General features: G+C 46.8%; 23 protein-coding genes. 12 read left to right on the forward strand and 11 right to left on the reverse strand.

Annotated features, from left to right (window positions below; genetic code table 11):
• The first annotated feature begins 126 nt into the window (after window positions 1-126).
• The 4 genes from CMM32_08245 to CMM32_08260 all read left to right on the forward strand — a co-directional run bounded on the left by CMM32_08245 (window position 127) and on the right by CMM32_08260 (window position 4,924).
• Window positions 127-1,068 carry an ABC transporter ATP-binding protein gene (locus CMM32_08245; GenBank protein MBT06885.1) on the forward strand — a complete coding sequence of 314 codons (942 nt, stop codon included), beginning with the start codon at window positions 127-129 and terminating at the stop codon, window positions 1,066-1,068.
• 30 nt (window positions 1,069-1,098) lie between these two features.
• Window positions 1,099-1,833, forward strand: coding sequence for an ABC transporter permease (locus CMM32_08250; GenBank protein MBT06886.1), 735 nt, complete (start codon window positions 1,099-1,101; stop codon window positions 1,831-1,833).
• Between the two features lie 12 nt (window positions 1,834-1,845).
• Window positions 1,846-3,756: an ABC transporter gene (locus CMM32_08255; GenBank protein MBT06887.1), complete on the forward strand. Its 1,911-nt coding sequence runs from the start codon at window positions 1,846-1,848 to the stop codon at window positions 3,754-3,756.
• Between the two features lie 37 nt (window positions 3,757-3,793).
• On the forward strand, window positions 3,794-4,924 hold the full coding sequence (locus CMM32_08260; protein MBT06888.1) for a hypothetical protein: 1,131 nt from the start codon (window positions 3,794-3,796) through the stop codon (window positions 4,922-4,924).
• 13 nt (window positions 4,925-4,937) lie between these two features.
• On the opposite strand, the gene CMM32_08265 is transcribed toward CMM32_08260, so the two are convergent.
• The 6 genes from CMM32_08265 to CMM32_08290 form a co-directional block, all read right to left on the reverse strand.
• Entirely contained in the window at window positions 4,938-5,819 is an 882-nt protein-coding gene (locus tag CMM32_08265; GenBank protein MBT06889.1) for an alpha/beta hydrolase, read from the reverse strand.
• A 77-nt stretch (window positions 5,820-5,896) separates the two neighbouring features.
• Complete coding sequence (locus CMM32_08270; protein MBT06890.1) at window positions 5,897-6,352, reverse strand: hypothetical protein; 456 nt, start codon at window positions 6,350-6,352, stop codon at window positions 5,897-5,899.
• Window positions 6,353-6,468: 116 nt separating this feature from the next.
• Window positions 6,469-7,167 carry a phenylacetic acid catabolic family protein gene (locus CMM32_08275; protein ID MBT06891.1) on the reverse strand — a complete coding sequence of 233 codons (699 nt, stop codon included), beginning with the start codon at window positions 7,165-7,167 and terminating at the stop codon, window positions 6,469-6,471.
• A gap of 10 nt (window positions 7,168-7,177) precedes the next feature.
• The gene (locus CMM32_08280; protein ID MBT06892.1) at window positions 7,178-8,110 is read right to left on the reverse strand and encodes a hypothetical protein; all 933 of its coding nucleotides are present in this window, start codon (window positions 8,108-8,110) and stop codon (window positions 7,178-7,180) included.
• Window positions 8,107-8,592 (reverse strand): hypothetical protein, encoded by a 486-nt coding sequence (locus CMM32_08285; GenBank protein ID MBT06893.1) that lies wholly within the window; start codon window positions 8,590-8,592, stop codon window positions 8,107-8,109. The genes CMM32_08280 and CMM32_08285 overlap by 4 nt, the downstream gene beginning before the upstream one ends.
• Window positions 8,582-9,139, reverse strand: a complete 558-nt coding sequence (locus tag CMM32_08290; protein MBT06894.1) for a hypothetical protein — start codon at window positions 9,137-9,139, stop codon at window positions 8,582-8,584. Before CMM32_08290 ends, CMM32_08285 begins: the two co-directional genes overlap by 11 nt.
• A 152-nt stretch (window positions 9,140-9,291) precedes the next feature.
• On the opposite strand from CMM32_08290, the gene gtdA reads away from it, so the two are divergent.
• Entirely contained in the window at window positions 9,292-10,344 is a 1,053-nt protein-coding gene (gene gtdA / locus CMM32_08295) for a gentisate 1,2-dioxygenase (protein MBT06895.1), read from the forward strand.
• Entirely contained in the window at window positions 10,344-11,048 is a 705-nt protein-coding gene (locus CMM32_08300) for a fumarylacetoacetate hydrolase (GenBank protein ID MBT06896.1), read from the forward strand. Before gtdA ends, CMM32_08300 begins: the two co-directional genes overlap by 1 nt.
• A gap of 16 nt (window positions 11,049-11,064) precedes the next feature.
• On the opposite strand, the gene CMM32_08305 is transcribed toward CMM32_08300, so the two are convergent.
• The gene (locus CMM32_08305) at window positions 11,065-11,475 is read right to left on the reverse strand and encodes a 4-hydroxybenzoyl-CoA thioesterase (protein ID MBT06897.1); all 411 of its coding nucleotides are present in this window, start codon (window positions 11,473-11,475) and stop codon (window positions 11,065-11,067) included.
• A gap of 122 nt (window positions 11,476-11,597) precedes the next feature.
• On the opposite strand from CMM32_08305, the gene CMM32_08310 reads away from it, so the two are divergent.
• From CMM32_08310 to CMM32_08335, 6 genes are all read left to right on the forward strand, one after another.
• Window positions 11,598-12,776, forward strand: coding sequence for an ABC transporter (locus CMM32_08310; GenBank protein ID MBT06898.1), 1,179 nt, complete (start codon window positions 11,598-11,600; stop codon window positions 12,774-12,776).
• A gap of 6 nt (window positions 12,777-12,782) precedes the next feature.
• Entirely contained in the window at window positions 12,783-13,658 is an 876-nt protein-coding gene (locus CMM32_08315) for a branched-chain amino acid ABC transporter permease (protein ID MBT06899.1), read from the forward strand.
• Window positions 13,630-14,631 carry a branched-chain amino acid ABC transporter permease gene (locus CMM32_08320; GenBank protein ID MBT06900.1) on the forward strand — a complete coding sequence of 334 codons (1,002 nt, stop codon included), beginning with the start codon at window positions 13,630-13,632 and terminating at the stop codon, window positions 14,629-14,631. The genes CMM32_08315 and CMM32_08320 overlap by 29 nt, the downstream gene beginning before the upstream one ends.
• Window positions 14,582-15,352, forward strand: a complete 771-nt coding sequence (locus tag CMM32_08325; GenBank protein MBT06901.1) for an ABC transporter ATP-binding protein — start codon at window positions 14,582-14,584, stop codon at window positions 15,350-15,352. Before CMM32_08320 ends, CMM32_08325 begins: the two co-directional genes overlap by 50 nt.
• Before the next feature lie 95 nt (window positions 15,353-15,447).
• Window positions 15,448-16,056, forward strand: coding sequence for an ABC transporter ATP-binding protein (locus CMM32_08330; protein MBT06902.1), 609 nt, complete (start codon window positions 15,448-15,450; stop codon window positions 16,054-16,056).
• 15 nt (window positions 16,057-16,071) lie between these two features.
• A complete protein-coding gene (locus tag CMM32_08335) occupies window positions 16,072-16,536 on the forward strand; it encodes a dehydratase (GenBank protein MBT06903.1) in 465 nt (154 codons plus the stop codon).
• Between the two features lie 35 nt (window positions 16,537-16,571).
• Here the strand turns inward: CMM32_08335 and CMM32_08340 are convergent, their stop codons facing one another.
• From CMM32_08340 to CMM32_08355, 4 genes are all read right to left on the reverse strand, one after another.
• Entirely contained in the window at window positions 16,572-17,195 is a 624-nt protein-coding gene (locus CMM32_08340) for a nitrile hydratase subunit alpha (protein ID MBT06904.1), read from the reverse strand.
• Complete coding sequence (locus CMM32_08345; protein ID MBT06905.1) at window positions 17,196-17,486, reverse strand: nitrile hydratase; 291 nt, start codon at window positions 17,484-17,486, stop codon at window positions 17,196-17,198.
• Window positions 17,483-17,794 carry a hypothetical protein gene (locus tag CMM32_08350; protein MBT06906.1) on the reverse strand — a complete coding sequence of 104 codons (312 nt, stop codon included), beginning with the start codon at window positions 17,792-17,794 and terminating at the stop codon, window positions 17,483-17,485. Before CMM32_08350 ends, CMM32_08345 begins: the two co-directional genes overlap by 4 nt.
• 67 nt (window positions 17,795-17,861) lie before the next feature.
• Window positions 17,862-18,749: a haloalkane dehalogenase gene (locus CMM32_08355; GenBank protein MBT06907.1), complete on the reverse strand. Its 888-nt coding sequence runs from the start codon at window positions 18,747-18,749 to the stop codon at window positions 17,862-17,864.
• Window positions 18,750-18,843 lie beyond the last annotated feature (94 nt).

Consider the following 18,843-nt stretch of genomic DNA (forward strand, 5'->3'; position numbering starts at 1 on the left):
TTTCTAAATTAGCCGAGAGATTTATAGTACTCTTCCCCAATATGAATAAGGGCAATTGTGCTAACTAGATATAGAGAATAGAGACTAAGGCAACTAAGGGTTGTAGAAAGGTTGATGATGGCCACCTTGATAGAGGTGGAATCCTTGTCGAAGCGATTTGGTTTGATCCAAGCTGTTGACTCGGTTTCCTTCAATGTACAACGGGGCGAGGTTCTCGGGTTTCTGGGCCCTAATGGTGCGGGTAAGTCTACAACCATGCGAATGATTACAGGTTTTCTTTCGCCAACTTCAGGAACAGTTCAGTTGTGTGGACACGATGTTTCTGAGAACGGGCTATGGGCGCGCAAGAATTTGGGATATTTGCCAGAGGGTGCGCCATTATACGGAGATATGAATCCGTTAGAGTTTCTCCGTTTTACTACTAGCGTTCGTGGAGTAGAGAAGGAGAGCGCTAGTAAAAGTATTTCCAGGATGGTTGACCAACTTGGTTTGGGGCCCGTGCTGGGGCAACCCATAGATACATTATCAAAAGGATTTAAGAGGCGAGTTGGTTTGGCACAGGCTGTGCTGCACGATCCCGATGTCCTCATTTTGGATGAACCCACTGATGGATTAGACCCTAATCAGAAGAGAGAGGTTAGAAGGTTGATAAGGGATATGGCGCGTGCCAAGGCTATAATCATATCTACGCATCTCCTCGAGGAGGTAGACGCTGTTTGTACGCGAGCCATGTTAATTAACAAGGGAAAAATAGTGGTTGATTGTACGCCCGACGATTTGGCGGCTCGGTCACGATACCGGAACGCTATAACTCTTCGAGCATCAATAGAGACTGGGGACGATCTTCGCATTACGTTAAAAAGTATGCCTGGGGTTTCATCCGTTGAAGTCTTCAGTGGGGATGATGGGCAGGACCGCTGGATTGTCTTTCCTGAAAAAGGAAGGCTTATGGTTAGTGAGGTGACGCGGCATCTTCAAGACAAGGGGTGGGGCATAGATGAGCTGCGTGTAGATAGTGGTCGCTTAGATGATGTGTTTCGTGATTTAACGATTGGAGGAGACCGCTAGGACGCCGTTTGGTGCCAGCGTGTGTAGACTATGGATCAAACAATCAGCATTTTTAAGCGTGAGTTTTCGGGGTACTTTTTAACGCCGATAGCGTATGTCTTTATCGTAATTTTCCTTTTCATGAATGGCGTGTTCACTTTTTTTATGGGCGACCTCTATGCGAGAGGACAAGCAGATCTGGAGCCTTTTTTTACATGGCACCCTTGGCTCTATTTGTTTCTTATACCAGCGCTTTCAATGAGACTNTGGGCGGAGGAACGTCGCTCAGGCACAGTCGAGCTTTTAATGACACTTCCAGTCACAGTGTGGCAGGCGGTTTTAGCAAAATACTTGGCTGCGTGGGCATTTACAGGGATAGCTCTGCTGTTGACCTTCCCTGTATGGGTTACCGTAAATTATCTTGGGGATCCAGATAATGGNGTGGTNATTGCTGCTTATCTGGGAAGTTTCTTGATGGCTGGAGCTTATTTGGCTATTGGGAGTTGTATTTCTTCCTTAACAAAAAACCAAGTAATAGCATTCGTTATTACGGCTGTAGTATGCTTCTTATTTACGGTTACGGGCCTGCCAATGATTACCAATCTCTTTGCAGGTTGGGCGCCCCAACTAATAGTGGAAGCAGTCACTTCTTTGAGTTTCGTATCCAACTTTCAGGACCTATCTCGGGGTGCAGTGGACCTCCGAAATCTAGTGTATTTTGTATCGTTGATAGTGTTCTGGCTTTTCTTAAACACGATAGTCCTTAGTAATCGTGACNGGGCATAGAGAGGGCATCTTATGGCCGAAAAATTGATTCAAAGAAAGAAGGCGTTCGGAGCCGTTGCTGTTTCCCTTGCGCTTCTTCTTCTCTTGGCGGTGAATATTTCTAGTAATACCGCGCTTAGGGGGTTGAGAGTAGATCTGACGGACGACAAGTTGTTCACTCTATCTTCAGGGACAAAGAGTCTATTGAATAGTTTGGAAGAGCCGGTTCGACTCCGTTTGTATCTTACACAAAGTCTAGCTAACCAATATCAACCTATTCAGGACTATTCGAGGAGAGTAAGGGATTTATTGGCAGAGTATGTGGCTGATTCTGGTGGGAAGGTAACATTGGAAGTAGTCAATCCTGAGCCATTCTCAGATGCAGAGGATGAAGCTGTAGCATATGGCTTACGAGGGGTGCCCGTCGACGCCGCTGGCGATAAGTTGTATTTTGGGTTAGTTGGCACCAATACAGTTGATGATAAATCTGTGATCGAATTCTTCTCTCAAGAACGCGACGCATTTTTAGAATATGATTTGACACGTCTGGTTTACGAAATTTCAACGGAGAGCAAGCCTGTAGTTGGAGTTATCTCGTCTCTAAATATGTTTGGGGGGACGGGAGATCCACAGCGTGGTGAACCTGCTCAGTTGCCTCCCTGGACTATAATCACCCAGCTGCAACAGATGTTTGATATACGTCTGGTAGGGCTAGATGAGATTAATAATGAGTTGGACATGCTTTTGGTTGTGCACCCAAGAGACTTGTCACCCATGGGTCGTTATTCGATCGATCAATATGTGCTTGGTGGGGGCCGAGCTCTGATTTTTGTGGATCCATTATCTGAAGAGGGAGCGAGAAATCCCGACCCAGAAAATCCCTTGAACCCGCAAGGCTCTAACTTGCCTGACTTGCTGGCTGCTTGGGGTGTGGAAATGGATGCAGGAATGATTGTGGCGGACGGCGCTGCGGCTCAGAGAGTCCAAACAACTTCCAATGGGAGGTCCATCGTTATTCCTTATTTACCTTGGCTTGCCTTTGAAGAAGTAAATTTTAATCAAGACGAAATAGCAACAAGCCAATTGGGCCGTGTTACTGTGAGGAGCGCGGGTCATCTGAAAAAACTGCAAGACGTTGAGGTGGACTTTATTCCCCTGATTCAAACTTCGACTAGCACGATGTTGTTGGAACGTTTTAAGGTTCAGTTTGGAGGGGATCCTAAAAGGTTGCTTGATGATTTTGTCCCAGAGGGTAATAGTCATACGGTGGCTGTCCGCATCACTGGTGAAGTCCAAACGGCGTTTCCAGGAGGGCCGCCCTCTGAAGAGAGTGAGCAAATGGTCGAGGCCGTGCCTCCGTCTCATCTTGTAAAATCAAAAGGCCCAATAAATATCGCAATAATTGCGGATAGCGATATTTTAGTAGATAGTTCGTGGGTTCAGAGCCAGCAATTCCTAGACCAAGTGCTTGCGATTCCTATGGCAGATAACGGTGCCTTGATCGCCAACCTGATAGAGTTGTTTGGTGGTGGTCCGGAGTTAATTGGTTTGAGGACCAGAGGCACTGGGCAGAGGCCATTTGTGATTGTGGACCAACTTCAGAGGAAGGCGGAAATAAAATTTCGGGAGACAGAACGAGGTCTTCAGCAGAGAATGGAAGAGACCGAACGCAAACTTAGTGAAATGAGAAGGTCGGACACTGATTCTCTAGAGCTTTTAACTGTGGAGCAGTCGGTAGCTATCGAGGCATTTAAGGTTGATTTGCTAACGATACGGAAGGAGCTACGGGATGTGCGTCATGAATTACGGAAGGATATTGAGGGACTTGGTACGTTATTAAAAGTTCTCAATATTGGTGGAATACCGGTACTTGTCGGTATCGTAGCTTTATTGGTGTTTTTAGTGCGACGTCGTCGTCGGCTCCGTAGTCTCGGTGTACACTAAGAGCTATNGATATTTTTGCATAGGATAATAGTAGGGTATGCGACGAAATAGCTTATTTGGTTTGGGGCTGGCCGCGGTTGCCGCGGTTGTTCTTACGATTGTGTTGGTCNGCCGGGAGGCATCAGAAAACCAAACACTGGATGGCAACGAGAGAATGTTTCCGGAATTAATGGGCCGGGCCAACGATGTATCTATTGTAGAGGTCGTTAGTGGTGGAGGTGAGAAATTTTCTATTGAACGAGTGGGCGAGCGTTGGGTTGTGCCACAAAAGAGTAATTATCCTGCTGAATTTGAGGTGGTGAAGAAGATAATAATGGATGTTGCTGAGCTGGAATTAACTGCACGGAAGACGAATGATCCGGAGCGTCATGGAGTCCTCGGTTTAGCCGGTCCATCGGCCGAGGTAGGGAGTGCTTTGGCTGTTCGGTTATTGGATCAAGGGGGTGTCTCATTAGCTTCGTTGCTTGTCGGGGATAAAGATCGNTCTGGGCGGGACCTGAGGTATGTTCGGTACCCGAATGATAATCAANCGTGGCTCGGAAGTGGTGGTCCAGAGGTTGCTGTGGATTTGCTCGGTTGGGTTGATAAGAAGTTAATGAGTATACGGCATGATCGAGTTCGAAAGATTTTCTTCTCACATAAGGATGGGAATAGCGCGGAATTGGAACGTCTTGATCGTGCCTTATTTAAGTATTCGGTAAATAACCTTCCGTCAGGAATGAAGACGGCATCTCCGGCGATTGTCAATGCATCAGGGGGAGCCTTGTCGTTTCTCCAGTTTCTTGATGTAAGGCCGTTATCTGAGATAGATGCTGGAGCAGAGCCTGTGACCCGCACAAAATTGCAAACGTGGGATGGGCTTATAGTAACTGTATCTATGTTTGAACTTGACGATTTGATTTGGGCTCATATCAGTGCTGTTTTTGATCAACAGCTCCTTGTCCCGTTGGAGAAGTCAGTGGAAGCTGAAGACAGCAGTGAGGGCTTGGATAAAGTTCGATCCATGCAGCGGGAGGCTCAAGAGATAGAGAGCCGGCATAGCCAGTGGGTTTATCTGATAGAGGATGAAAAGATACAGAAGCTGCGCCGAAGGTCAGAGGACCTCATGACGCCTGATATTCCTGAAGAAGGTTCTGATGTATCCCCTGCCGTTGAGCCGAGTGAATAAGATTTGGGTTAATCTATTCCTTGCTTCCTAACATGGCCGACCCTAATGACCGAGGGTCTCTTAGCGACCAACGGCCCCCATCCACGGTGGATAGAAAATTCCCTATTATCCCATTAAAAATATCGGGCTCTTCTAGATTAATTGTGTGGCCGCTCCTTGGAAGAATGCTGAGGCCCGCACTTGGTATTGTGCGTTTTAGATAGAGTGATGGTTCTAAGCATGGCTCGTCCTCATCGCCCGTAACTATCAAGGTTGGCACTAAAAGTTCCTTTAGCTCATCTTGTATATCGTAAAGTGAAGGCCTGGTTTTTTGATATCCTCGCATGGTATTAGCTGCCCCCGCGGCGGAGTGCTCTGATAATTGCCTTTTGAATTCTGCCCAACCACGGGGATTTTTGTTTTGGAANTGCACTCTGGTGCTGCTCTCTGCGTAAAAATCCGCTACTGCTTGGGAGCCATTGCGATCATACTCGAGGGCTACTTCTTCCGCATCCGCTATAAATTTATCCCTATTATTCTTGTCTGCTCCGTAACCACAGCCAGTGACCGATAAGCTTAATGCTCTCTGAGGGTGCCGTAAGCCAAAGTGGAGCGTCGCAAATCCACCCATTGAGAGGCCGACTATATGGGCTTTTTCAATGCCGAGGTGATCCAGAANCTGGGCGGCATCGTCAGCTTGGATATCTTGTTTGTAGCATTCAGGCTCAGGTGGTATGTCTGATGGAGGGTAACCCCTTGCGCTATAGCATATACAACGATATCGAGAAGAGAAGTGGCGCATTTGTGGCTCCCAACTTCGATAGTCGCCAGCAAATTCGTGAATAAACAAAATAGCTGTCCCGCTTCCCGATTCCTCGTAGTAGAGTTTGACTCCGTCAGAGTTGGCGTATGGCATATCGACCTCAGTATCAATGGACAATATTATAATTACCAGGCGCAAAGTACGATATTGCTTTTAAACTCGCAAATATTTCACCAGAGATAAAAGTTTTTTTTTCCTAGGCCTATGGGCCATCGCCCTTCAGAAAATAATTGGAACTTTAATTGGATGGGGTGGTCGGAGGCCCCCTCAGCGAGCAACCAGAGGACGTTGTCGTAGGCTGCTTCAGCAAGTGCTCCCGCTGCTGCTTTGGGTAAGAAGTCAGTTTCAGAACCAGAAGAGAGCCCAGCTGGGACACTAATACTAACTTTGTTGGCTATTTTGGAGATCTGGTCCAAGGACAAATTTAATAAACCATCACAGTTGCGTGGCGTCTGAACAACAATCGCTTGTTCCCTTAAAGTTCGTCGTACCGTTAGCTCTGTAAAACCGTTGAAATCGGCGTTTTGGGCAGATTTCATGACTACTTTGGCTTCTTCCCAATTCTTAGGGATCTTTATCGGAGCACCCCCGTTGCCAGTTACATCTAGGTANTGGTTAGCAATCACGGAGATATTGGGTGTTAGTTTACTCCCTAGATTATTGAACCAATTAATNTCATNAAGGGAGTGCAGAAAAGTTTCTAGGTCCATTAAACAGTGTGCTGTCATTTGTTTCGGGAAGATTATGTTTGCGTTGCAGGGAGCTGGAGTCCCAAATCAGTAACTACCTGGTTGGCTTGCGATAAGTAATCTTCCCTCATCTCCTCGTTCTTTCTCTGCTTGATGCCCCATTTTCTGAATATACTATTATTTTGCGATCCAGAGCGGCCAAAAAATGCTGGGAGCATTGGGAAATAGCGATTTATTGCCTCCTGTACTTCTTCCTTTTGTTCAGCGTGTTTGCAAAGTTCGGTGCAATATGACTTCCCAAAATCAGCATGGAATCGTTCTTCAGGCATAGTGATGCGGGCAAGTTGTTGAAGGGGATAGAAACTGCACTGCAATAGGTCCTCGACTTGAAGAATNTCCCCTAAATCGGCAAGCAATTTTATGACGCAGAACTCTGGCCATGTTGTTAATGGAAATTCAAAAATCGACAAAGGTTTTTTATTCTCTGGGGTCATGTTTGCCAATGGAATATTAAGTTTTGCACCCAGATCTCTGAATCGGACGTGGTGGCCGTACTCCTCCATGGCGACGCGGCAGGTCAGCCATTTGGAATATGGATCTGGTGCTAAGCCTATGGCTGGTTCGTCAAATACTTGTGCGCCGTAGAGTTCATTAACAGCGTGGCTGATCACAATTTTTTTTACTGCTTCCCTATACTCCAAAGGCATTTCCTGGAATGCCTCTACAGTTTTGACTTGTAGTTCATTATGCATGTGTTGTTTCCTACACTAAGGGTTCAGTATTAAAGGCTTCGAGGTCTGTTTCCAGGGCTAAGAAGTGAGGTTGAAGATTTTTCTCAACTGCATCGGCCAGACTTTCCAATCCTGTTTTTGTCGAAAGTTGTTGTATTGTTTTTGTTGTGGGGCGGGGTTGGCTGAAAAGGAACACTTCTTTTCCTCGAACCATAAAAAGCTGCCCAGTTATATTTTTTGCACGTGGTAAACACAAATAACATACGAATTGTGCAACATATGCGGCCGACACTTTGAGCGCCCGGCTTTTGTATTCTGCTTGAAAGTCATTNGCAGCTTGAATAGTTTCTGTTACCCGGGTCGCGGCAAATGGGGCTATGGCGTTACAGGTTATGCCAGAACGGGCCATATCGTGAGCAACACAACGAGTGAGTCCAACTATTCCTGCTTTACTACTTCCATATGCTGACTGGCCAAAATTTCCATAAAATCCAGCAGTAGAAGTTATATTGACGATTCGTCCTCGGTCGTACGCCGGATCTACTTTAGACTGTTGTCTCAGGATGGGTGTGGCTGCGTTAAGCACATAAAAGTAGGCAGATAAATTGTTGGTTACAACCGCGTTCCAATTCTCCGGATTACTCTTGAAAATGAATTCGTCGCGNAGAATGGCCGCGTTGTTAACGATAACATCTATTCTTCCATACTTTTGCTTGGTTTCCTGTACAAGTTTTGCAGCAGCGTGGGGCTTGCTCAGGTCTTCCACAAAAGCCATGGTTTTGGGCCCAAGTTGCTCGGCTGCGATGGCCGCCGCTGAGGGATCAGGGTTTTCTCCGGTAATGTTGACCCCTGAATCAGCTACGACCACATTAGCCCCTTCACTCGCCATACGCTTTGCGATCGCAAGCCCGATTCCAGTGGCAGATCCTGTAACTATTGCTACTGTCCCATCAAGGTTACTCATTGCTCTGTGGTATCCAGTTTGGCTTTGTCTGCTTCGGTGTAAAAAGCATCAGCGTGGCAGTCTTCTCGGCGCATTCCTAGAAGCTCAAACTTTTGAACTGCATCTTCTACCATNNTAGGGGGGCCGGCTATATAGGATTTGCATCCATCTAAATCACCAAAATCGCTTACTACAGCGTCAGCGACTAATCCGGCGCGGTATGCCCCTCCTCCTGATGTTTCAGACATAACCGGCACATATGTGAGATTGCTATGCATGTCGGATAAGGCCTTGAGTTCTTCTTCTAAGTATAGGTCTCCGGGTGTGCGAACACCAAAATATAAATAAATTCCTTGTTTCATTCCCTTCTTAAGGGCGGACTCCACTATGCATTTAATGGGAGCAAGGCCTGTCGATCCTGCAAGAGCGATAATGGGNCCACTATGAGATTCGCGGAGATACGAGANGCCATAGGGGCCGTCCACCTGCANATTATCTCCAATCTTTCAGATTTGANANAATNTGNTNNCTCACTNTGCCATNNNCAACTTGNCGAATATGAAANTCCAGTTCATTTTTCCCTGGGAGGTTGGCCATAGAAAAATCTCGCGGTGGCATGCCGTCAAATTGCAATGAAGAATATTGGCCTGGAGAAAAGTCATAAATCTCTCCGAGCGCTATTTGGGTGCGGACAATGTAGATGTCATGCGTGGACTTGATTACTTCACTAATTTTGGAGTTCATTGACCTATGAGGATGATTGATGACCTCATCTTGTCCTAAAGGACTGAGTTCGCAGTCGCTCAGCGGAATGGCCCTGCAGGCCAGGATCAAATTCTGTTTCTTCTCTTCCTCAGTCAGTGCAAACTCAGAGTAGGGGGCTAATTCTACTTCTCCACTGTACAGCTCAGATTTACAGGCGCCACAATTACCTGATTTGCACCCACAAGGGTAGTCAATGCCTTCTTCTAAGGCCTGCTCGAGAATAGTTTTCCCATCGGCTATATTGAGGGANTTTGCGTAGGATCGTAAATTAATGGTATGGGGCACTTAGACAAAACTCCTATTAATGAGGTTATGTGAGTTTGTGCCGTAATATCGTGGGAATTTCAATCTTGATCAGTGTGGGTGGCCCTTGGCTTGTTATGGGTTATACTTAGAATTGGTCCGAAAAGAGGAACCTTGGGGGTTAAGAAAGGCTTATGACAGAACTTAAGAATGTGTCACCCGAACGTGCGGCATTTTACCAAGATATTGATAAGCATCATATGGCCCCTTTATGGGAAGTTTTCCAGAAACTCATTACTCCTGTCCCTCGGCCGGCAGCACTTCCGCANTGCTGGCACTATGAGGACGTTCGGGATTGGGTGGTGCGGGCGGGTGAGGTAATCAGCGCAAAAGAGGCTGAACGTAGGGTTTTAGTTCTGGAAAACCCTGGCTTACGCGGACAAACACGAATTACAAATTCTATCTATGCTGGTTTGCAGCTCATTTTGCCTGGTGAGGTGGCTCCAAGTCACCGACATAGCCAGTCTGCTTTGAGATTTATTATTGAAGGTTCTGGAGCCTATACGGCTGTCGACGGAGAGCGAGCATATATGGAGCGAGGGGATCTGATACTCACGCCTCCGATGACTTGGCACGATCATGGCAGTGATGGGACAGAGCCTACTGTATGGCTCGATGGATTAGACATACCAATCATCCAAACATTTGACGCCAGTTTTCTAGAGGGATTTCCAGAAGAGAGCCAGCCTTCCACCCGTCCCCCCGGTGACAGCCGGTCTCGATATGGAAGAAATATGCGGCCCGTGGACTTGAAAGTAATTGATGGCTCGTCGCCTGTTTTTTGTTATCCCTATGAGGAATATAGAGAGACGTTGGAACAAATGCGTGGACAGGATGAATGGGACCCATGTCACGGGCTAAAGATGACCTTTATTAACCCGCTTTCGGGCGGGCCCGTGATGCCGACTATGGCGGCATTTGTGCAGTTATTGCCTAAGGGTTTTAGCAGCGTTCCCTACCGATCGACGGACGGTACGGTCTATTCTGTCGTAGATGGAAAGGGGCGCGTGGAAATTGATGATTTCAAGGTATGTGTCTCTCCGAAGGATGTTTTCGTGGTTCCGAGTTGGTCGTCTTTTCGGTTGTGTGCGGAAGAAGATTTGGTGTTGTTTAGTTTTTCTGACCGCAGTGCGCAGCAGAAATTGGGAATTTGGAGGGAGTTGCGCCAAACAAGTGGGGAAGGTTAATGAGCCAATCACAATTTGCTAACGACTATGTTGTGCCCCTATGGCAGCCGCCCGCGATCCGTGTAACTGGGGGAGGCTTATACCCGGTTCGGAACATTTATTGCGTCGGTAGAAACTACGCCGAGCATGCTCGGGAGATGGGAACCGATCCAGATCGTGAGCCTCCCTTCTTTTTTATGAAGGGGGCTGATTGTATTACGGGTAGTGGCACTAAGATACAATATCCGCCCCGAACCCATAACCTGCATCACGAAGTTGAGCTTGTCTGTGCTATTGGTGCAGCGGGAGCTGATATTGCTGTGAGCAATGCGCGGGATTATATTTTTGGGTATGCCGTTGGAGTTGATTTAACCCGAAGGGATTTGCAACAAAGCATGAAAGAAAAAGGAAGACCCTGGGAGATTGGCAAGTGTTTTACTCATGCGGCTCCCATCGCAGAATTAAAGCCAGTCTCCAATGTCGGACACCCTAGAGAAGGTGAAATTAGTTTGTCTGTAAATGGCAAACTGCGTCAAAATGGGGACCTTAGAGATATGATTTGGTCTGTGGATGAAGTTATTGCAGAACTTTCCACTTACTACAAATTAGAGGCCGGTGATCTTATTTTTACAGGTACTCCTGCTGGAGTGGCGCCAGTAGTAAAAGGTGACGAAGTGCGATGTAGTGTTGCGCGCCTAGAGCCATTGCAATTCGTTGTTTCGTAAATAAGAGTTCCGTCAGCTACAGAAAAAGATTTTTAATTTCGGTTGGTACGGGTCTGGTGGTGATAGACCCATTCTTCTGAAGTATCCCCCATACTCGCACTTCAAAGCCCTTCGCAATCAGGGTTTCGTCTTTGTAGAAATGGTATCCCATACGGAAACTCTTAGTGCCCCACTCCTCAATTCGACTAGTAGCATTTAGAATATCCCCCGGCTTGGCCGCTTTTAGGAAGGATGCTCCCGTGTCCACAAGTGGCCCACCAAGTGCTTGATACCGTTGGCGAAGTGTATCAAGGGTTAGTTTTTGACTAGCAAAATGTAGCCAAAAGCCGCGGTCCATCCATCCATAGAAGTTTGGATAAAATACTATTCCAGCGGGATCACAGTCACCCCAATCCACCCGAATATCGTACTTATAGGACTTAGTCATGTGGGTATCCGTATCGTGGTCTTCCACTCCCTTGGATCAGTTTAATTCTCAGGAGGTGGAGATAGAGAAAGGTATGATATACTATATCCCGCGTTTGGCGTCACGAAATCTGGAGAGTCAGTATGCTCAAATGGTTGAGAGTATGGATTTTTGTTTTATTGGCCCCAACTGTTGCTTGTGCGGAAAGCAACATAAAGATAGGGGTGGTTCTTCCTTATTCGGGTGTGTACGCCCTTTTGGGCAACGAAATTACCGGCGGGTTAGAGTTGGCCTTTGAACAGTATGGCTCAGAGTTTGGTGGTCGGAAGATAATATTGATTAAGGAAGACTCGGAAGTACGCCCCAAAGTGGGTCTAAGTAAGACAAAGAAACTTGTATTCCAGGATAAGGTTGATCTGCTGGTAGGGCCGGTGGCTTCGAATGTTGCCGGTGCAATGCGTGACTTCGTTCATAACGTGAAGGTGCCCTTAATCATACCTAATGCGGGCAACAATCTTTTGACTGGTGAGGAGTGTAGTCCGTGGGTAATACGAACTTCTTTCTCGAACGATCAAATTAATAGATCGATGGGGCCTTGGCTGTTTAACAAAGGATTTCGTACTTTGTTTTTGATGGCCCCAGATTATGCTGCAGGTCACCAAATGATGGATGCTGTTCGCGGCGGCTTCGAGGAAGCTGGGGGGACAGTGGTGGGAGAAGAGTTTCCTCCCCTACGAGAAACAAAAGATTTTGCCCCATATCTTGCTAAGATCAAGGCCCATAACCCAGATGCTCTGTATGTATTTTTTGCTGGGGGTTTGGCCATACAATTCGTCAAACAGTATCATGAATTTGGGATGAAGGAACATATCCCACTATTTGGCGCAGGCTGGCTTACTTCCCCGCTGTTTCTTCCAGCACAAGGGCTGGCTGCCGTAGGTTTCACTGGCGCCTTGAATTATGTGCCCTCTATTGACTCACAGGAAAACAAGGCATTCCAAGCTGCCTTCCAAAGCCGATACAAGAAAGTAGCATCGGAGTTTGCAGTGCAGGGATTTGATACCGGGCGCTTAATTGTAGAAGCTTTGAAGGCTCGGCATGGGGATCTTGAAGATCAAGATGCGTTGTTGGAGGCATTCCATGATGTTGGTTTTGTTGGTCCGAGGGGGCCGTTTCGTATTGATCCCGAAACCAACAATGTGATTCAGGATGTATATATATTTGAAACTCGCCAGGTAGGGGACGTAGTTGAACACGTGATTTTAGATAAGGCATCCAGTGTTAAAGACCCCAGAAACGGTTGCGAGTTGTCGCAGAGGTAAACATAAGTGNTATTNGAGCCAACGTTTTTAGCCAATCAATTCTTAAACGGACTNCAATTGGCNAGNCTATTATTTCTTNTGTCNGTCGGCCTCACCGTTGTNTACGGCCTTATGAATTTTATCAACTTGGCTCATGGAACGTTATATATGCTGGGAGCATATATAGGTTTGAGTATAGTACGGATGACGGGGTCATTTTGGGTGGCGTTCCTAGTGGCGCCCATAGTTGTAGCAGGATTGGGCGCTATTGCACAGGCGACGGTTTTGCGTTGGGCTGGGAATACTGATCCCATGAAGCAAGTGCTTATAACCTTCGGATTGGTTTTTATCGGGCTGGACGCGGTTCGTTATTTTTGGGGTGATTATAGTTATTCTATCCCCTCGCCAATGATTTTTGCGGGAACGGTATCAGTTTGGGGGGAGCCATATCCGAGTTATCGTCTCTTTGTAGTGGGTTTGGGTCTATTGGTTTTTTTAGTCTTGTACTTCGGGCTTGAACGGACACGGCTTGGTGCGATTGTTCGTGCGGGCGTGGATGACCAGGAGATGGCAGTTGCACTTGGGCTGGATATTAAAATGGCCTATTTTCTAGTGTTTTGTGTGGGTTGTGGGTTGGCCGGTCTAGCCGGGGTCGTGGCTGCCCCAGTTTTATCCGTATATCCAGGTATGGATATGTCGGTTCTAATCCTTACATTGATAGTGGTGGTTATGGGAGGACCGGGAAGTCTCCGTGGGGCGGCGCTGGGTGCCTTATTAATTGGAATGTTACAAACATTTGGCCAGGTTTTTGTGCCAGTATTGGCAAGTATAGTAGTGTACATGTTAATGGTTGGTGTTCTATTGCTTCGTCCACATGGACTTTTGCCAATTCGAGCAAAATAAAAGTTTTAAAATGCAAAACTTTCCAGAACAACAACTGCGGGANGCTGTNGCAATTATAGTNATNTGCATTGGACTGCTTGTATGGNTTAANGCAGGATTCTTTGGGCATGAGTTATTGGCCCAAATAGCCATATTAGCGATTTTTGCTATGAGCTTGGATTTGTTAGCAGGTTATAGCGGGCAGGTATCTCTGGGTCATGCGGCTTTCTTCGGTACAGGAGCATATGGGACAGCGGCATTGACGGCTATCTGGGGCTGGCCCTTGTCAGTTGCAATGCCAATATCAATAATAATTNCTGCTGGATTAGCNTTTTGCGTAGCGATTTTTGCAGTGCGGTTGAGCGGTATATTTTTCCTAATGGTTACTCTTGCTATTGGTGAGGTGTTCCATTCGTTCTTTTTTAGGGTCNGAGTTTTTGGTGGGGACGANGGTTTAGGTGGAATACCAAGGTTAGATTTAGGTGCTATTGGCATTGATTTATTAAGTCCAATAAGTTTCTCCATGTTNACTNTAATTACTGTGGCNTTGGTTTATTGGGGNTTATCTTATATCTCCCGATCCTCCTTTGGCGCAGTCATTTCAGGTATACGANAAAATGAGTCCCGTATGGCTGCTCTGGGNTGTAAGGTCCGNTCATANAAANTTTGGACATTCACCATTGCAGCGAGNCTAGCTGCTTTGGCGGGGTCGCTCTCTGCTCAGCACGATGGCTTTGTCTCTCCAGATCTTATTTCTTGGACCGCCTCAGGGGAGGTGCTTATTGTAGTGATTGTCGGTGGAATGAGCAGTCTCGTGGGACCGATAATCGGGGCAGTAGTAGTTGTTCTGCTTGCGCACTATGTAAGCGGTCTAACCAACTATTGGATGTTCTTTATGGGCCTCTTTTTTGTTGCTGTGGTGCTCGCAGGAGGCCAGGGTATTTATGGCNTGTTCGAAAGGACTTGTAGAAGATTGCACAATGTTAAACGTTAATAACTTGTCTAAATCTTTTGGTGCNTTGCAAGTTACCCAAGGTGTTTCTTTNCATCTTAATAAGGGTGCCCGCCATGCTCTTGTCGGCCCCAATGGAGCGGGGAAAACCACCCTGTTTAATNTACTCTCAGGTGAATTGCCTCCTGATTCAGGNCGCATTATTTTTGAGGGAACGGACATTACTTCATACAACAGGTGGAGAAGGGTACAGGCTGGGATATCTCGTTCATTTCAGGGAAGCAATCTTTTCCTAGAATCTTCGGTCCTCGAAAATATTATCCTAGCCCTGCTAGCGCACCGTAGCCCGGCAACCAATGTTTTGAAGAAGTTAAATTCAGAGCGGGGCCTCAAGGAGAAAGCATTGGTGATCGCAACAAAGGTTGGTCTGAAGGATCAACTAGCAGAGAAAGTGGGGGATTTGGCTTATGGCTCCCAGAGNCAACTTGAAGTGGCGCTGGTTCTAGCNTTATCTCCAAAAGTGATGCTCCTGGATGAGCCAACAGCTGGGATGAGCTTAGCGGAAAAAAAAGAAATGTTATCGATAATTGAAAGCCTTTCCAGGAATTTGTCCATATTAATAATTGAACATGATATGGATGTGGTATTCCATTTATCAAACTGGGTGACGGTCCTTGACGACGGGAAAATACTCTTTGAGGGAACGCCCGAGGATGCCCGCAAGTCGGATGAGGTGCGGTCAAGGTATTTGAGCGAGGTGTGACCGTGGCTGAATTATTGGTTTTGAAGGACCTGCAGGGTTGGTATGGTGGAGGACATGCCTTGCGAGGTGTNTCTCTGAAACTAAAAGAAGGTTCTATGACNGCGGTNGTGGGCCGTAATGGTGCAGGAAAAACTACTCTGCTCAANGCTACCATGGGGTTGTTAGAATCCAGTNCNGGNTCCGTAACCTTGAGAACNCAGGANATNCNAGAATTNNCCCCTNGTGCGCGGGCAAGGTTAGGGTTGNCATATGTGCCNGAGCGTAGAGGAGTNTTCNCTTCCTTGACAGTTTTGGAAAACCTTACTGTGGGTTATCGCCCTCAGACGAATGGCTGGGATTTGGATAGGGTCTACGCCCGGTTTCCGAGGCTCAAAGAGCGGAGCGNGCATGCTGGCTCTATGTTGTCAGGTGGCGAGCAACAAATGCTCTCTATTGCCCGGGCATTGATGACTAATGGAAAGATTTTACTTTTAGACGAGCCAACGGAAGGGTTAGCCCCAAAAATTGTCTCTGATTTGGGGCTGTTGTTTAAGGAGCTCTTGGCGGATGGATTTGCATTGCTGATCGCGGAACAGAATATATCTTTTGTGGAAAGTCTTGCGCAGGATATTTTTGTTTTAGGGGAAGGCAAGGTTCAGTGGTCCGGGCTGTCTTCAATGTTTAATCAGCNAGAAGAATCAATTTATAGTTGGCTGGGGATTTAGGGGGCTGAAATGGGTATGGACACAGCGGTGAAGACAGATATTTATTTTGAAACTTTTGAGGTTGGGCAGGTTTATGAGCTCGGGTCCTATACTGTTAGCGAGGAACAAATTTTGTCCTTTGCACGGGAATTTGATCCGCAACCATTTCATATTGATGCAGAATTAGCTGCGAAAACAATTTATGGGGGCATTATAGCTAGCGGATTACATACTGCTTCAATATTCATGAGGTTGTTATATGATGGTCTTTTGTGTCGCGCGGCCAGTATGGGCTCGCCTGGCCAGGATGAATTGCGTTGGGTGCGCCCTGTGCGGCCCGGAGACACACTAACTGCTCGTGGCACTGTCGAAGAACTTATTCCTTCCAAATCTAAGCCCGACCGCGGATTAGTTAGGACCCTCTACGAGGTATTCAACCAAAAGGGGGAGACTGTAATGACAATGCGGGGGCTAGGGATGTTCGGCAGGCGGAAAACATAGAAGGTTTTGGGACTAAAGCTGACCTAACAGAGACTTTATTCTTGGTCACCTGGGGTTATGGCGGCTTCGGTTCCAATCATCGAATCTCTGGTTACTAACTCCCTCAACCTTTCCTCATTCCATCCTGCAGTATTGGTGGGTCGTGCGGGGAGCACCATGTAACGCATATCTGCGGTGGAATCATGAACGCGAACAGAAACACTCTCCGGAATTATTGTTCCAAACTCCTTCAAGACCTTTCTCGGCTCCTTGATCGCGCGCGCGCGATATGGAGTGCTCTTGTACCATTTGGGTGGAAGGCCCAGAATATTGCGGGGGTAGCAGGAGCAAAGAGTGCATACGACGAGGTTGTGAACCTTTTCGGTATTTTCGACTACCACCAATTTGGTCCCATCTACAGGAATGCCGAGTGCTTCAGCGGCAACTGAGCCGTCTGATAGCATACGTTCTTTGTAGTGTGAGTTGGACCAGGCCCGTGCAACCATTCTAGCCCCTAATGCAGGTCCCCTCTCCTCCATTCTCTTGATAGCCTCTTCGATTTCTTTTGATGAAATAATGTTTTTCTCAATTAGTAGCTCTGTAACTGCCTCAGCTAAAGTTTGATATCGAGCCAGACGGGCAGGGTCTATGGAGGGGCCGTGATGATGATCGTGGGGCATCTAACGCTCCGCTTCCAGGCTAAGCCAGTGGTGGTAGATTTCTACATCAGCGGTATCCGATGAATTTCCCGTATAATCTGCCCAGAGCTCACTTTGGAAAAATCTTACTCGATAGAGAAACTCTTTTGGGAGGCCATCTTTGCCATAGGCTAAAGTTTCCGGGTTTCTGTATGATCCACAACAGCGCTCGATAACGCCAGTTTTTCCCTGTATATACATCGGGACACGGGTATGTGTTTCTACAATCCTCGATTTTACTTGTACTCGAGCACCATCGGGGATCCTGCTCATTGAAGATCTCCATCGAGGCGCAGCTTTCTGACCCGGTTGTCAATTTCCGTTTGGGAAAGGATGTTTTTCTCAACCAGGATTTTTGATATGGAGGCGATCCACCGCTCGTAGTAGCTTAGCTCGTTATAGGAATTTGCTCCAAGTGACTCTATCCCACGCCTCAGCTCGTCAACGCGCATTAATTTTTTTTTTCCAGACAAAAGAACTAGGAGAGCATCAATTTTTTTTTCCCAGGTTTCGTATTGATTATCTTCCAAATCAATTTCTGAGACTGATATTCCTGCAACATCGTGGGGTTTATTAACCATTGGTATGTCTCTCCATTTCTATTTTCTGCCAACGTCGGTGGCAGAGCATCCATAAATTTGTATGGGGTTAGCAAGTTGCAGATAAAAATTTCCTGATAGCTGACCCAATTTCTTGCGGGGAGTCTTCTTGAAGAAAATGTAGGCCAGGCACAGTGACCTCTGTTTGGTTAGGCCANGTGCGACACCAATCCCTTTGTGGACCTACAAGTATACTGCCAGGATCAGCGTTTATAAATAATTTAGGTATCGAGTTTTGTGCGAGCCATTCACTATAGGAGCGTATGATCTTCGCAACATCTTCGGGTTCGTTGTCTAGAGGTATTTGGCGTGGCCATGTGAGAGTGGGCCGTCGAGACTCGCCCGGTTCAACGAATGGTGTCCGATATACATCCATTTCTTCCTCTGTGAGCTTTCTCATTACCGATGCGGGTAGGATCTTCTCTACAAATACGTTTTTTTGTAAGACCATTTCCTCCCCAGCTTCAGATCGCATGGCTTGAAATATGCCCTTGGCATTTTCTGGCCAATTTTGCCACTCAAGTGGTTGGACTAGGGCCTCCATATAGACTAATCCGGCGACTTTTCCTGGGTTCCGATGAGCCCAATGAAAACCTAGCGCAGACCCCCAGTCGTGTAATACTAGAGTGGCATTGTTAATCTTCAGATTCGCAAACCAGCCATCCAGATAGTGTGAGTGATTAGCAAATGTAAACTCCCCGTTGTGGGGGCGACCTGAATTTCCCATGCCTACTAAATCGGGGGCTAAACACCGGTGAGAGCCGGATAGATGGGGGATAATGTTACGCCATAAGTAGGAGGAGGTTGGATTGCCGTGTAGAAAAACCACAGGCGCTGCATTTTCTGGGCCAACTTCCACGTAGGTCATCTGAACACCATCCACCGATGTGCTTTTNCGGGCATGTGGGTCTTTTGCGTCTGGGGTAATTTCAGCCATATTTNTACCTACAAGGTTAACAATTGATCTCATAAGTTGTCACGAGTGGCGTTGCAAGCTATTGTTCTGTTGGCAGATAGCAGTTTAATCAAAA

The organism is Rhodospirillaceae bacterium (genome assembly GCA_002728255.1).
Classification (GTDB): Bacteria; Pseudomonadota; Alphaproteobacteria; order UBA7887; family UBA7887.